The sequence below is a fragment of the Nocardia sp. NPDC004582 genome, from assembly GCF_053602115.1.
In genome coordinates this window covers 28924-43661 of the sequence record NZ_JBSGCY010000047.1, presented here as the reverse complement: position 1 = coordinate 43661, position 14738 = coordinate 28924, and the positions used below count along the sequence as shown (strand labels likewise).

Genomic DNA, 14738 nt, shown 5'->3' with positions numbered 1-14738 from the left:
TTCGGGCAGCCGGACCTCGACGGTCGAATCGTCGATGATTCCGTCGACGCCCTTGAGCGCCCACAACACCCCGCCGACGCGCTGATGCACCGAGCCGTCCTCGAGCGACAGCGCGCCGCACACGACCGCCGCGGCGACCTCGCCCGCACCGTGCCCGGCGACCCCGTCCGCGTGAATCCCCCACGACTCCAGCAGTTCCGCCAGCGCGTACTGGAATACGAACAGCGAAATCTGCCCGGAGACGACCCCGCCGCGGCCATCCGGGATGTCAGCGGTTCCCGCGTCGTGGCTGCCGCGATGCGAGGGACCGCTGTGGATCCCGCCGCCGGTTTCGGCGCTGGGAAGGTCGCCCGCGCACCATGTCTCGCCGCCTTTCTCGGCACCGGCGAGGTCACCATCGGGACTCGACGCGACGGTATGCGCGGACGGCGGTGAGTGGCCCGACGCCGTGCCCGGGTGGCTCGAGGTCGCCGCCGGACCATGCCCGTTCCGGCCGAATCCATAGCGCGGCGTCCACACTCGCGGGCCACCCACGGCGGCGACCGCGTCGACAGCCGTGGTGAGGGCCGCGGCGAAGACGGGGTAGCGCGCGGCGAGGGCGCGGCCCATGCGCGGATGGTCTCCGGTGCCCGGGAACAGGAAAAGCACGCCGCCGTCGGCATGTTCGAGGATCGGGGTGAAGACATCGGGCCCGGTGCCCGTCGCGAAGGGAGCGGCTGTCACGGAACCAGGACCGGGCAGCGGTGTCCGGGCGAGATCGGGGACGCGACCCGGCGCGGTGGTCGCCTCGATGCGGCGGGCGAGGGCGCGCAACTGGGCGGCGGCCTCGATGCCGTCGCGCGCGATGACGGCGGCGCGGGTGGGTTCGGGTACGAGTCTGGCGGTGGCGGCGGCGAATTCGCGCAGGGAGCGGTAGGAACCGAGCGCGACGGCCCAGCGCAGGGCCAGGTGGCGGATGGTGGCGGCGTCGGGTCCGGCGACCGGGATGAGGACGGGTGGTTCCTCGCCGCGATCGACCCCGGACGGTCGGCCGGAGCGCGCGGGATCGTCGAGGGCGATGTGTGCGTCCACCCCGCGCGCCTCGCGGAAACCGATTCCGGGGCCCCCGATTTCGGCGTAGCGGCGGGTGCGGGTGCGCAACGCGTCACCGGTGCGTTGCAGGACCAGGACGGTGCACACCCCGGCGCCATCGCTCGAGCGGTCGCCGTCGGATCCGGCGCCGGTGGCGCGCCGCAGCGGCAGGCGCAGGTCCGAGATGTCCGGGAGCAGGGTGAGATCCACGCCCCCGGCGAGGACGAACGGCACGGATTCGTCGGCCAGCAGCCGGACGCCCATGTCCACCGCCACCAGCGGCGACGCCCGCTGACTGTCCACGGTCAGACTGGGGCCGCGCAGGTCGAGTGCCCGCGACAGGTGGTGGGCGGTATTGGTGCCGCCGATCGCGCCGAACACCACCGCGGCCTGGGAACCTGTTGCCAGGCAGCCCAATCCGGAGTCGTCGAGGGCTTCGACGGCCGCTTCGAGGGTGGTGCGCTGGCGCGGGGTCAGGCCGACGGCGGCGAGCCGGTCCAGCCCGAACCACGCGTGGTCGAAGTCGGTGCCGGTGGCCCGGCAGCCGACGCCGACGATCGACACCCGCGTCGCCGGGGTCGGATCGGTGGTCGCTCTCGTACTGTGGTGCACAGGAATGCCCTCCCGTGTCCGCGCGCTGTCGGCCGTCGAGGTACTCCGGCGATTCTGCCAAGATTTCCTCGCGGTCTGAAGACCTTTCGTGCAGGCGCGGCCCCGCGACCCGCGCGGGGCTCACCGCCGCCTGTGATTACGAGGCGGTGCGAGAGTGAAAGGGCTGGTCGAAATCCTCGGCCGTGGCGTGGGTACTGAAGAACCGCAGTGCTAGGTTCACCGCGTCCTGTTCGGTGTACACCCCGGAGATGGCCATGGTCCGGCGCAGCGCGTCGTCATCGAGATAGATTCGAGTGATTGCCATTTCAGGCACCTCCGCCGCATCCGTCGTGTACTGAAAGCATGACGGATCCAGCGTCCCGGGATACCCCGAATGACAAGAGCCCCCGGCACGAATGCCAAGGGCCCTTGTCGTAATTGTCTGGGACGTACCGGCTTTCGCCGGAAGGCTCAGCCGAGCATGCCCGCCAGCCGCTGCCCGATCAGCGCCTCGGCCTCGGTGACCATGCGCGACACCAGTTCACCGCAGGTCGGGATGTCGTCGATGAGGCCCTGCACCTGACCGGCCGACCAGATGCCGGCGTCCAGATCGCCCTCCTCGAACACGCGGCGCCCGCGGGCGCCCGCGACCAGGTCCCGGACGTCCTCGAACTTGCCGCCCGCCTTCTCGATCTCGACGACCTTGCGGCTGATCTCGTTGTCCGCGACCCGCGCGGTGTTGTGCATGGTGCGGAAGATGAGCTGGGTGGCCCGCTCGGAGTTGGCGACGATCTGCTCCTTGACCGTCTGGTGGATGGCCGACTCCTGGGTGCACATGAACCGGGTGCCCATGTTCACCCCGTCCGCGCCCAGCGCCAGCGCCGCGACCAGGCCGCGCGCGTCGGCGATGCCGCCGGAGGCGATGACCGGGATATCGAGCGCGCGGGTAGCGGCCGGGATCAGGATCAGGCCGGGCACGTCGTCCTCGCCGGGGTGGCCGGCGCATTCGAAGCCGTCGATGGACACGCCGTCGACGCCGATCTTCTGGGCCTTGAGCGCATGCCGGACGCTGGTGCACTTGTGCAGCACCTTGATCCCGGCTGCCTTGTAGTACGGCAGGAACGGCTCGGGGTTGGACCCGGCGGTCTCCACGATCTTCACGCCGGATTCGATGATGGCCTGCACGTACTCCTGGTACGGCGGCGGGTTGATCGACGGCAGGATGGTGACGTTCACGCCGAAGGGCTTGTCGGTCAGCTCCCGTGCGCGGTCGATCTCGCGGCGCAGGTCATCGGGGGTGGGCTGGGTGAGCGCGGTGATGATGCCGAGGCCGCCGGCCTCGGAGACGGCCGCGGCCAGTTCGGCGCGGCCGACCCACATCATGCCGCCCTGCACGATGGGGTGCTCCACCCCGAAGGTCTCGGTGAATCTGGTCTTCAGTGCCATGGGCGCTGTCCTCTCCCTGCCTCTCGCAACTGACCCGATACTCGCATAGTTGCATATGGAGCGACAACCCTCATGTGAGCCGGAGTTTGCATGAACACAGTGTCGCCACCAGCGGGTCTGTGGATTAGGGCACGAGGGAAGGGGCGTGGGGCGTGCCCGAATACGGCCCCTGAACTGCTGGATGACTGGGTGAGAACCTATCGATGAATCCTTCTCTGTAACCCTTGTCACGTCAGAAAGTTAAGCGGTATTCTCACGGTCGATCAGCGTGAAAGGACACCGCATGACCTTCCAGCCGCTAGACGAGCCGATCCGGTCGGTTCGCAACCACTGGGTGAACCAGATCGCCACGCACGCGGCCATGCGGCCCGGGCACGTGGCCTTCAAGTTCAAGGGCGCGGAGACCACCTGGAAGCAGCTGCACGAGCGGTCGGAGAAGTTCGCCGACGCGCTGTCCCGTCGAGGGGTCGGGTTCGGCGATCGCGTGGTGCTACTGGCGCTGAACTACACCGAGTACATCGAGGCCGTCATGGGCATCAACGCCCTGGGCGCGATCGCGGTGCCGGTGAATTTCCGCCTCACCCCGCCCGAGGTCGCCTACATCGTGGCCGACTCCGGCGCCAAGGCGGTCGTCACCGACTCGGCGCTGCGACCGCTGGCGACGGGCGTGGCCGCACAGATTCCGGACCTGGCCACCGTGGTGGTGATCAACGGGCAGACCGGTGACGGCGTCCTCGGCTACGACGACGCCCTCGCCGAGCCGGGCGAACCCCATGCGCCGCTGGACATTCCGGAGGACACGCCCTGCCTGATCATGTACACCTCGGGCACCACCGGCAGCCCCAAGGGCGCGGTGCTCACCCACGCGAACATGAACGCGCAGGCGCTGACCTGTATCCGGGCTCTGGAGATCACCCCCGAGTCCATCGGCTTCTGCACCTCCCCGCTGTTCCACATCGCCGGATTGGGCAGTCTCACCCCGTATTTCATGCTCGGCGGCACCACCGTGCTGCACCCGCTGGGCGCGTTCGACGCCACCGAATTCCTCGACGCCATCGAGGCCGAGCAGGCCACCACCGCGTTCTGCGTCCCCGTGCAGTGGCAGCTCATCTGCGAGGAGCCCACGGTCAAGCAGCGCAAGCTGGCGCTGCGGGCGCTGTGCTGGGGCGCGGCCCCGGCCTCGGACACCGTGCTGCGGGCCATGGCCGACTGCTTCCCGGACGCCTTCAATGTGGCGGTCTTCGGGCAGACCGAGCTGTCACCCATCACCTGTGTGCTCGAGGGCAAGGACGCGCTGCGCAAGCTCGGCTCGGTCGGCCTGCCCATCCCGACCCTGCAGGTCCGGGTCGTCGACGACGAGATGAACGATGTCACCCCGGGCGAGATCGGCGAGATCGTCTATCGCGGACCGACTCTCATGCAGCGCTACTGGAACAAGCCCGAAGCCACCGCGGAGGCCTTCCATGGCGGCTGGTTCCACTCCGGTGACCTGGTGCGCCGCGACGCGGAAGGCTTCGTCTACGTGGTGGACCGCAAGAAGGACATGATCATCTCCGGCGGCGAGAACATCTACTGCGCCGAGGTCGAGAACGTGCTCTTCGCGCACCCCAAGATCCACGAGGCCGCCGTCGTCGGCCGCGCCCACGAGAAGTGGGGCGAGGTGCCGGTGGCGGTGGTGGCGCTGGCCGCGGGCGTCGACGAGCTGACCCTCGAGGAGCTGGAGCCGTTCCTCAACGAGTCGCTGGCCCGCTACAAGCACCCCAAGCACCTGGTCGTGGTGCCCGAACTGCCCCGCAATGCCAGCGGCAAGGTCGTGAAGGTCGCACTGCGCGAGCAGTATTCGGCCTGACTCGCGACGGTGGTGGTCGCGGGTCTCAGATCATGTCTTTGGCGGTGAGCCAGCGCATGATCGGCCAGCCGCAGAACACCGGCAGCCAGCAGGTCAGCACGCGGTAGAGGAGCACGGCGGGGACCGCGATCCCCGCCGACACCCCGAACGCGGCCAGACCACCGATGAGCGCGGCCTCCACCGCGCCCACACCGCCGGGCGTCGGCGCGGCCGAGGCCAGGGTGCCGCCGATCATGGTGACGATGGTGACGGTCACGAAAGTCGTACTGCCGCCGAAGGCTTCGATGCTGGCCCACAGGGCCAGCGCCATGCCGAGGGTGGTGGTGGCGCAGCCGCCCACGATCATGGCCAGCCGTCCCGGCCGCCGGGCCAGATCCTTGAGCTGGCCGACCACGTCCGCCAGCTGCGGACGCACCTCGTTGAGCAGCCACTTGCGCACCTTGGGGACGAACATGGTCACGCCCAGCAGGCCCAGCAGCGCGCCCGCCACCAGGTACAGCACGGTGGCGCTGGGCACGAAATGCGAGAGGTTCGTGGAGGTTCCGGCCAGCGCGCCGAAGATCAGCAGCAGCACCACGTGGGTCACCACCTGGACGGTCTGCTGCAACGCGACCGCGGCCGTGGCCCGCACCGCGCCCAGCCCGCCCTTCTGCAGGAAGCGCACGCTCAACGCCAGACCGCCCACCCCGGCCGGGGTGGTGGTCGCGGCGAAGGTGTTGGCGATCTGCATGAGCAGCAGGTTGCCGAACTTCACGGCCTCGGAGGCGCACGCCCACAAAGCCATCGCCGCGCCCACATAGGTCAGCGCCGACACGGTCAGGCCGAGCAGCGCCCACCACCAGTTCAGGTTGCCCAGTTCGGAGGCGAAGGTCGGCACCGCGCTGATGTACGGGTAGGCCACGTACACCAGGCCGATCAGCAGGACCAGCTGGATGATCTGGTTGCGCGAGAAGCGGTTGATCTGCGCGGCCTCGATCTTGTCCTGCCCGGTCTGCGCGGCCACCTCCTCGCGGATGGACTTCATCAGCTCGCCCGCGTCGGGCACCGCCTTGCGGACGTGGGTGGGCATGGCGGTCTTGGTGAGTCGCGCCGAGGCGTCGAGCACGGCCTGTTTGTCCAGCACGTCCAGCGCGGTCCGCACCGCCGGGCCGGTGCCGAACAAGGCGGCCGAGCCCAGCAGCAGCTGGGCCACGTCGGAGTCGAAACGCACCTGGTAGGCGCCGAATTCCGATTGCACGAAGCCGCCGAACAGCACGGCGTCGTCGAGGATGCGGATCTCGTCGGTGCGCAGATCGCCGTGCGACATCTGGGCCTGGTGCATGCGGTGCAGCGCCTGCCACACCCGGGTCAGCGCCGGTTCCCCGTCGGCGGCCGCGAGCGGGCGACCCTGGGGCACGGTGTGCGCGTACAGCGTCCAGCCGCGGTCCAGCGCCGCGACGGTGAGCGGTTTGTAGCTGGCCAGGCCCAGATCCGCGATGGCGAAACCCATCAGCGCCTTGTGCTCGACCGCGCGCCGCATGGACGCGAACGGGGCCGGATACTCGCCGCTGCGGATGGTCAGCCAGCGCCGCAACTGCTGCAGCATGCCGCGGCTGCGCTGGTTCGCGCCGTACAGCTCGATGATCAATTCGTCGTCCGGCGAATGGGATTCACCGGTGTCGTCCGCGCCGGCCGGGCCGTTGGGCGAGGCGCTGAGCTCGGGCTGCGGCGTCGTCGACGCCGAGAGCACCAGCGGCCCACGGGCGGCCGGGCGCAGCACGGTGAACGCGGTGACCCGGAAGCCGCGCTGGGCCAGCACCCGCACCGCGGCGGCCAGCGGCACCTCGAGCGCGGGGGTGCCGACCACCAGCACGATCACCGCGCCCACCAGCCAGCCCACCACCAGGCCCAGCGCCGCGCGGGCGGGCACCACCAGCGAGACGAACAGGTGGATCGGCACGAACGCCAGCAGCAGCGTCCACCACCAGCGCCGGGCGCGGGCGGGCAGCCACGGGCTGGCCACGGTGAGCGTCGCGGCCAGCATGGCGATCCAGCGCGGGTCGTCGAGGAACTGCGACAGGAAGGTGTTGACCTGCCCGGCCTCGGACAGATGCCAGCGGGGCGCGGAGAAGCCGCTGCCGGTGGTGGAGAACAGCGCCAGCGCGATCAGGCCCGCGGAGATGAAGCCCGCCAGCAGTTTCCATTGCCGGCGCAGCACCAGCCGCACCAGGATGGCGAAGGGCAGCACCAGCACGGCGATGCCGTAGACGATGTAGACCAGGTTGGACTGTTCCGGGGTCAGGAACCCCACGATGTTGGATACCGACCGCTCCAACGCCTCCCACTGCGGCCGGGTGATCAGCGATCCCGCGATGACCACGGCCACCGACAGCGCGGACAGCACGACGCGCAGAATGTCACTGGTCCGGCGGATCCGCGGCTGCAGCAGGCTGCCGGAGACGGGAATCTCCCGCCCGTCGACTCGCATGTCCTATTCGCGCTTTCGGATCGTGGGAACGGCTGCGGTCCCATGGTCGGCTGACGTCGCTAACCGTAACCCGTGCGTCGGACAGTGCCCGACAAGCCCGGCCCGAACTGCCCGCCGCGCCCGGTTCCGGCATCGGTTTTTCCGGCTTATTCCGAGCATTGGGCGGCGGTTCGACCGGCGTGCGAGGATCGGCCCGTGGTGCTCGATCTGCGTGTCTGTTTTCTGGGGGAGTCTTTCGTGGCGGGGGTCGGTGATCAGAAATGCCTGGGGTGGGCGGGGCGGCTGGCGGCCCGGGCCATCGCGGCCGGCCAGCCGTTGACCTACTACAACCTGGGGATCCGGCGGGAGAACAGCACCGAGCTACGCGGGCGGTGGGAGGCCGAATGCGCGCCCCGGCTGCCCGCGGGCGCGGACTGCCGGGTGGTGATCTCCACCGGCGTCAACGACACCCAGTTCGAGAACGGCCGTCCCCGAGTCGATTCCGCGGAGTCGGTGCGCAACCTGGCCGAGATCCTGCGCCGGGCGCGGGAAAGGGGTTGGCGGGCAATGGTGGTCGCGCCGCCGCCGAACGTCGACGACGAGCACAATGCCCGGCTGCTGGACCTCGACGTCCGCTACGCCGAGCTGTGCGACGAAACGCGGGTCCCGTATCTGCGGGCCCACCAGCCTTTACGGGAGAACCAGATCTGGATGCGCGATATCGCCGCCGGTGACGGCTTCCACCCCAGCGCGACCGGCTACGACGAATTCGCCGCCCTGCTCGCCCCTCACTGGCTGCTCTGGCTCGCCGATCCGGGCTCGGAACTGCCTGTCGTGCGCTGATTCTCGCCGGGGCCCAGCCACTCCTCCACCATGCCCTCGAGCCGCGGCTGCCGGGTGGAGGCCACCAGCCCCGAACCGACCAGCACCCCGAGCGCGATGGCCAGCACCGTCAGCACCGCGGTGACCAGGATGTGCAGGCTGTTGGGGTCGTTGCGGGTGATCAGATCCGACACCCCGCTCAGGCTCATGCCGCCGGGCACCAGCATCCAGAAGGCGGGCAGGAACACCGCCTGGGTCGGCGGCGCGTTGCGGTACCGCTGCACCAGATAGGCGACCGGCACCGCGATCATGCCGCCCAGGAACGAGCCGAGCAGCCCGCCCCCGAGCTGCGTGCCCACCTGCTGGCCCGCGAACGCCGCGTACAGCACGATCAACAGCCAGGGCAGGGATTTGGGTGGCGCGCTGGCCCGCCAGCTGTGCCCCAGCCCGATCAGCAGCACACCGAGTGCCGGTGCCCACCAACCCAATCCGTGGCCGGGGTGCGGCGCGACCGAGGTGGCGCGGTCGCCCAGCAGCTGCAGACCGACCAGCACCCCGAAGGCGAGCAGGATCAGCTTGTTGAAGCTGTAGATGGTGCGGCTGGCCCCCGCGATCATGGAACCGGTGGCCAGCTCGATCGAGCCGGTGGTCAGCATCGCGCCCGGCAGCAGGCTCGACACCGCGGGCACCAGCAGCTGGGACGGATTGCCGCCGCCCAGCGCGTTCGGAAAACCGAAGGACAGCAAGGTGACCACCGCGCCCGCCAGCACCGGCAGGCCCGTCGACACCAGCCGGAACCGGTCGGCCCCCATGATCAGCAGCTGCACCATCAGCCCGAGCACCACGTAGCCGAGCAATGCGGTCGAGGTGGGGTTGAGCATCAGGCCCAGACCCACGGTCAGCACCACATTGCCCAGCAGCAGCCGCCACACCGGCGTCGGCTGCGGGGAGCTGAGGATCTCCGCGAGATCGGCGGTGGCCTCCGCCGGCGGCGGCACCTCCCGCTTGATCCGGTCGATGAGCCGGTAGAGCTCGGCGATCTGATCCAGGCGCAGGGTGTCGGAGCCGGCCTCGAGCAGGTCCACCGCCGAGCCGCGCGAATCCTGCACGCGCACGAACACTCCCGTGGGGAGCACGAAGAAGTGCACCTCGGTGGCGTCGTAGCGGTGGGCCAGATCGTCGAGGATGTCCTGCACCATGGTGGTGGTCTCGCCGGAACGGATGAGCGCGACGCCCAGGTGCCGCAGCAGATCCAGCAGATCGGCCGAGATCGGCGGTTCCTCCGGCGACGGGGCCTGATCGGCGGGCGCGGCGGCGTCGGCGCTGACCCGGCGCAGCCAGCGGTCCATCGAACCGGCGGCCCTGCGGGTGACCCCGTACAGACCGCGCGACACCGCGGCCTGCCCGCGGGTGGCGCGCCGGTGCTGTGGATGGTGCCGGGGCTGACTCGTCGTCCTCGCCTTCCGAGTAGGGCAACGTCGTAGCAATTCGAATCTAGCGCGCCCCAACGCCCGAATCGCCGGACGCGAGCACCATCAGTCCCCGCGCGCCGCCCCTCCCGACACGGAACCGCCGGTAGCATGCCGCCCGAATCCCGCCTTCCAAGCCAGGGGGTATGCCTACCGGTTGCCCTGTTCCTAACCTGGTGGCATGGATATCGACACGCGACTGCTGCGTTACTTCCTGGCAGTCGCGGATGCGGAGAACCTGCCGCGGGCGGCGCAGCGACTGCATGTCGCGCAGCCCGCGCTGGCGACCCAGATCAAACAGCTCGAACAGCAGCTGGGTGTGGAGCTGTTCATCCGGTCCCGGGCGGGCTGGACCCTGACCGCCGCCGGCAAGGTGCTCGCCGAGCGGCTGCCCGCGCTGCTCGCGTCCTGGGACCGGATCCTGCGTGACACCAAGAGCGACTCCAGCCGCGCCTCCCGGGTGCTGCGGCTGGGCTGCGTGAACAGCGCCGCCGACGGCCATATCCCGGAGATCATCCGGGTCTTCCACCGGCTGCACCCGGACTGGCAGGTCGATCTGCATCAGGGCGGTTGGACCGACCCGACCGCCGGCCTCGACGAGGGCGATGTGGATGTCGCCCTGCTGCGCTTGCCCTTTCCCGGCCAGGACGAATACCACCTGCGCGAACTGTTCGCCGAACCGCGCTGGATCGCGCTGCCCGAGGACCATCCGCTCGCGGACCGCCACGACATCGCGTTCCGGGAACTGTGGGACGAACCCTACGTCGCCTCCCCCGCCGAAACCGGTTGGTGGCGCGACTATTGGATGGGCCTGGACTCGCGGCCCGCGGACACCGCCATCATCGGCGCCATCGCCCGCAATACCGACGAATGGCTGCGCGCCATCGCCAACGGCTTCGGGGTCAGCTTCACCCCCGCCTCCACCTCCCGCACCGAATACCCGGGCGTGGTGTTCCGGCCCGTGCACGGCATCGGCCCCACCCGGGTCGCGGTGGTGTGGCCCGACGCCTCCGAAGCCGATCCCGTGCTGCGCTACTTCATTCGCTGCTGCTCCGACATCATGGGCGGCCAGCACGGCGCGGACGGCCGCCGCACGTCCTAGCCCCCGGGACGCCGCCGGTCGGACATGATGGAACCATGAGCGACCAGCACGAACACTGGCAGCGCACCTACCGCACCCATCCCGGCATGTACGGCGAGCAGCCGTCGGAGGCCGCGGTGTACGCGGCCGACCTGTTCCGCGAACAGGGCGCCGTCGAGGTGCTGGAACTGGGCGCGGGCCACGGCCGCGACGCGATCTACCTGGCGCGCCGCGGTTTTCGGGTGACGGCCTCCGATTTCAGCGCCGTCGGGCTGGCCCAGTTGCGGGACTGGGCGGACACAGCCGGACTGGGCGCGCGCGTGACCACCCTGGAACACGATGTCCGCCAGCCGATTCCGCTGCCGTACCGCAGCGTGGACGCGGTCTACGCGCACATGCTGCTGTGCATGAACCTCAGCACCCAGGAGCTGCGCGACCTGGTCGCCGAGATCCGCCGGGTGCTCAAACCCGGCGGGGCGTTCGTCTACACCGTCCGTAACACCGACGACGCGCACTTCGGCACCGGCAAGGCGCTCGGCGACGACATCTACGAGCACGGCGGGTTCGCGGTGCATTTCTTCTCCGAGGCGCTGGTGGACAGTCTGGCCGCGGGCTGGGAACTGCGCGACCGGCACCCGTTCGAGGAGGGCGAGCTGCCGCGGCGGCTGTGGCGGGTCACCCAGCTGCTGCCCGCACGCTGAACGGGGGTTCTCAGTCCTGTTCGAGGACCGCCATGGCGGCATTGTGGCCGCCGATGCCACTGACCCCGCCGCCGCGCACCGCGCCCGCCCCGCACAGCAGCACATTGCGGTGCCCGGTCGCCACGCCCCAGCGCTGCGCCGGGGTGTCGGCGGGGCCGGTGCGGTAGGGAAAAGCCAAGTCCGCGTGGAAGATATGACCGCCTGGCAGGCCCACCTCGCGTTCGAGTTCGACCGGGGTGCGGGCCTCGACGCACGGGTTGCCCTCGCCGTCGAGCGCCAGGCAGTCGCCGATCGGCTCGGCCAGCACCGAATCCAGTTGCGCCAGTGTGGCATCCACCAGCCGCTGTTTCGCGCCGCGCGGGTCGTCGGCGAAAAGCCGTGCGGGCGTGTGGAGGCCGAACAGGGTGAGGGTGTGGAAGCCGCTATCGATCAGCTCCGGCGCCAGGATCGACGGGTCGGTGAGGGTGTGGCAGTAGATCTCCGACGGCGGGGCCGAGGGCAGCTCACCCGCCGCGGCCTCCCGATAGGCGCGGTCGAGCTGGGCCGCGGACTCGGAGACGTGGAAGGTTCCGGCGAAAGCGGTGCGCGGATCCACCCGCGGGTCACGCAGTGTCGGCAGCCGGCGCAGCAGCATATTGATCTTCAACTGCGCGCCTTCGGGTTTGTCGGCCGACTCGCCCAGCAGGCCCGCCAGCGTGTACGGCGCGGCGTTCACCAGCACGTGCCGGGCGCTCGCCGTGCCCGTGCGATCGCCCTGGGTGAAGCGGACTTCCGCGGTGTCGCCATCGGTGTCGATGCCGATGACGGTGCGGCCGGTCCGGATCTCCGCCCCCGCCCGGCGGGCCGCCGCCGCCAGCGCGTCGGTCAGCGCGCCCATGCCGCCGACCGGCACGTTCCAGTCACCGGTCCCGCCGCCGATCACGTGATACAGGAAGCAGCGGTTCTGCAGCAGCGACGGATCGTGGGCGTGGGTGAAGGTGCCGATCAGCGCGTCGGTGAGCACCACGCCGCGCACGGTGTCGTCGGTGAAGGCGGCCTCCACCGATTCCCCCAGGGGCCGTTCGAAGATCGCCTCCCAGGCGGCGGAATCATCGACCGTGCGCTGCAATTCGGCGCGGGTCGGCAGCGGATGGGTGAGCGTCGGGAACACCCGCTCGGCCAGGCGCCCGGTCATCGCGTAGAACCGCTGCCACGCTTCGTAATCCCGCTCCGACCCGGTGACTTGAGCGAAACTGGCGCGGGTCGCCGCTTCGGAGCCGTTGTCCACCAACAGCCCCGCAGCGCCGATCGGCGTGTACGAGGAGACGCGCCGCTTACGCGTCTCGAAACTCAGATCCAGGTCCCGGACGATCCGCTCGGGCAACAGGCTCACCAGATACGAATACCGCGACAGCCGCGCGTCGAAGCCGGGGAACACCCGCTCGGACACCGCGGCGCCGCCGGTATGGTCGGCGCGTTCGAGCACCAGCACCGACTTCCCCGCCCGAGCCAGGTAAGCGGCGGCCACCAACCCGTTGTGGCCGCCGCCGACCACGATCACGTCATAACCCGCCGCCTGCGTCATACGTCCATCGCATCACACTGCGTTCGATTTGCCCCTCCGCTTCGCTCCGGGGCGGGTTCGCGGCGCTGGAGGTCTCGTTCTTCCCTCCCTCCGCTCCTCCGCTTCGCTCCGTCGCTCCACTCAGTCCAGAACGAGACGCGCCGCGAACCTCGGGGTGTTCCAGCGGCCGCTCATGTCGAGCGCGGCGAGGTGGCTGAACAGCACCGACGCGCCGATCGGGTTGCCGCCACCGGGATAGACGGTGCCGCTGACCGCCGCCATGGTGTTGCCCGCGGCGTAGAGGCCCGGGATGGGTTCGCCGGCCTCGTTCAGGACGCGGGCGGCGGTGTCGGTGCGCAGACCGCCCTTGGTGCCCAGGTCGGAGATGCCGAAGGCGGCCGCGTGGAACGGGCCCTTCACGATCGGGGCCAGCGGCGGTTCGCCATTGGAGAAGGCGCGGTCGTAGGCCTCGTCGCCGCGGCCGAAGTCCGGATCGACGCCCGTGGTCACGAATTCGTTGAAACGGGCCACGGTGGCGACCAGCGCGTCGGCGGGGACACCGATCTCCGCGGCCAGCCCCTCCAGGGTGTCGGCGGTCTTCCACAGGCCCGCCTCGACGAAGCGTTCCGCCTCGACCATCGGCACATTGCTGGCCTTGATCGGCGGCACCACGCCCTCGGCGTCGTCGTAGATCATCCAGAACGGCAGGGTGGCCGAGCCGTCGTCCAGATGCTCGATGATGTCGCGGCCGAGCCGGTCGTAGGGCGCGGACTCGTTGACGAACCGCTCACCGGCCTGGTTGACGAAGATGCCGCCGGTGAACCACAGCGCGAACGCCGCGCGCCCATCGGGATGGATCAGCCCCGGCGACCACCACGCCTGATCCATCAGGTCGGTGTCCGCGCCCGCCGCGATCCCCGCCACATGCGCCTTGCCCTGATTTCCCCACGGCCCCATGGTGTCCCGGGCCGCGCCCGGCACGCCGTAGCGCTGCCGCAGCTCATCGTTGCCCTCGAAACCGCCGGCCGCCAGCAGCACGCCCTTGCGGGCCCGGATCGCGATCCGCCGCCCGTCGCGCTCCACGATCGCACCGGTCACCGCGCCGTCCTCGGTGACCAGCTCGACCAGCGCGGTGTTCAGGTGCAGCGCCACGTTCGGGTACTTCGACAGGCCCAGCAGGAAGCGGCCGACCAGGGCGCGGCCGCCGATCAGATACTCCGGCTGCGGGTCGCCGTGCCGTTCGGTGGCCAGCGGCCCGCGCACCGACTCGCTCAGCTCACCCAGCTCGGCGGCCGACAGCGGTGCGGGCACGATGTGCCGCTTGCCGTCCAGGCGCGCCTTCGGAGCCTTGCCGAAGTAGTCCGGCCACGGGAACATCTGGAACTCGAACGCGTCGTCCTGCTCCAGGTACTCGATGACCTTCGCGCCATTGCGGACATAGGTCTCCTGCAGATCCGCCGGGGTGCGGTCGCCGACCACCGCGCGGAAGTAGGTCAGCGCGTCCTCGACGGTGTCGTCCACGCCCGCGCGCCGCAGCACCGGGTTGCAGGGGAACCAGACGCCGCCGCCACCGGAGAACGAGGTGGTGCCGCCGAACTTCTCGGTGGCCTCGACCACCGCCACACTCAGCCCCTCGCGGGCGGCCGTATAGGCCCCGGCCAGGCCGCCGCCCGACCCTGCCACCAGGACATCGACTTCTTCGTTCCAGTCCGTCACCGT

At 70.2% G+C, this 14738-nt stretch carries 11 protein-coding genes; 4 read left to right on the top strand and 7 right to left on the bottom strand.

The window, feature by feature from the left end; translation table 11 throughout:
• The 3 genes from ACWELJ_RS15830 to ACWELJ_RS15820 all read right to left on the bottom strand — a co-directional run.
• A partial coding sequence (locus ACWELJ_RS15830) for a beta-ketoacyl synthase N-terminal-like domain-containing protein (RefSeq protein WP_452366862.1) occupies positions 1-1683 on the bottom strand: 1683 nt, incomplete at its 3' end.
• A gap of 136 nt (positions 1684-1819) precedes the next feature.
• Positions 1820-1987, bottom strand: coding sequence for a type II toxin-antitoxin system VapB family antitoxin (locus ACWELJ_RS15825; protein WP_357098794.1), 168 nt, complete (start codon positions 1985-1987; stop codon positions 1820-1822).
• 146 nt (positions 1988-2133) lie between these two features.
• Complete coding sequence (locus tag ACWELJ_RS15820) at positions 2134-3108, bottom strand: NAD(P)H-dependent flavin oxidoreductase (RefSeq protein WP_452366861.1); 975 nt, start codon at positions 3106-3108, stop codon at positions 2134-2136.
• A 283-nt stretch (positions 3109-3391) separates the two neighbouring features.
• On the opposite strand from ACWELJ_RS15820, the gene fadD5 reads away from it, so the two are divergent.
• Positions 3392-4957 (top strand): fatty-acid--CoA ligase FadD5, encoded by a 1566-nt coding sequence (fadD5, locus tag ACWELJ_RS15815; protein WP_452366860.1) that lies wholly within the window; start codon positions 3392-3394, stop codon positions 4955-4957.
• Between the two features lie 25 nt (positions 4958-4982).
• On the opposite strand, the gene ACWELJ_RS15810 is transcribed toward fadD5, so the two are convergent.
• Positions 4983-7424 carry a lysylphosphatidylglycerol synthase transmembrane domain-containing protein gene (locus tag ACWELJ_RS15810; RefSeq protein WP_452366859.1) on the bottom strand — a complete coding sequence of 814 codons (2442 nt, stop codon included), beginning with the start codon at positions 7422-7424 and terminating at the stop codon, positions 4983-4985.
• 195 nt (positions 7425-7619) lie between these two features.
• Here ACWELJ_RS15810 and ACWELJ_RS15805 point away from each other — a divergent pair, with 195 nt between their 5' ends.
• Positions 7620-8246: a GDSL-type esterase/lipase family protein gene (locus tag ACWELJ_RS15805; RefSeq protein WP_452366858.1), complete on the top strand. Its 627-nt coding sequence runs from the start codon at positions 7620-7622 to the stop codon at positions 8244-8246.
• Here ACWELJ_RS15805 and ACWELJ_RS15800 read toward each other — a convergent pair.
• Entirely contained in the window at positions 8192-9619 is a 1428-nt protein-coding gene (locus ACWELJ_RS15800) for a threonine/serine ThrE exporter family protein (RefSeq protein WP_452366857.1), read from the bottom strand. The two genes, ACWELJ_RS15805 and ACWELJ_RS15800, sit on opposite strands and share 55 nt — an antisense overlap.
• 256 nt (positions 9620-9875) lie before the next feature.
• Here ACWELJ_RS15800 and ACWELJ_RS15795 point away from each other — a divergent pair, with 256 nt between their 5' ends.
• Together ACWELJ_RS15795 and ACWELJ_RS15790 are read left to right on the top strand one after the other, a co-directional pair.
• The gene (locus ACWELJ_RS15795) at positions 9876-10796 is read left to right on the top strand and encodes a LysR family transcriptional regulator (protein WP_452366856.1); all 921 of its coding nucleotides are present in this window, start codon (positions 9876-9878) and stop codon (positions 10794-10796) included.
• A gap of 35 nt (positions 10797-10831) precedes the next feature.
• Positions 10832-11476: a class I SAM-dependent methyltransferase gene (locus tag ACWELJ_RS15790; protein ID WP_452366855.1), complete on the top strand. Its 645-nt coding sequence runs from the start codon at positions 10832-10834 to the stop codon at positions 11474-11476.
• Between the two features lie 10 nt (positions 11477-11486).
• On the opposite strand, the gene ACWELJ_RS15785 is transcribed toward ACWELJ_RS15790, so the two are convergent.
• The gene (locus ACWELJ_RS15785; RefSeq protein WP_452366854.1) at positions 11487-13040 is read right to left on the bottom strand and encodes a phytoene desaturase family protein; all 1554 of its coding nucleotides are present in this window, start codon (positions 13038-13040) and stop codon (positions 11487-11489) included.
• A gap of 120 nt (positions 13041-13160) precedes the next feature.
• Entirely contained in the window at positions 13161-14735 is a 1575-nt protein-coding gene (locus tag ACWELJ_RS15780) for an FAD-binding protein (RefSeq protein WP_452366853.1), read from the bottom strand.
• Positions 14736-14738: the final 3 nt, after the last annotated feature.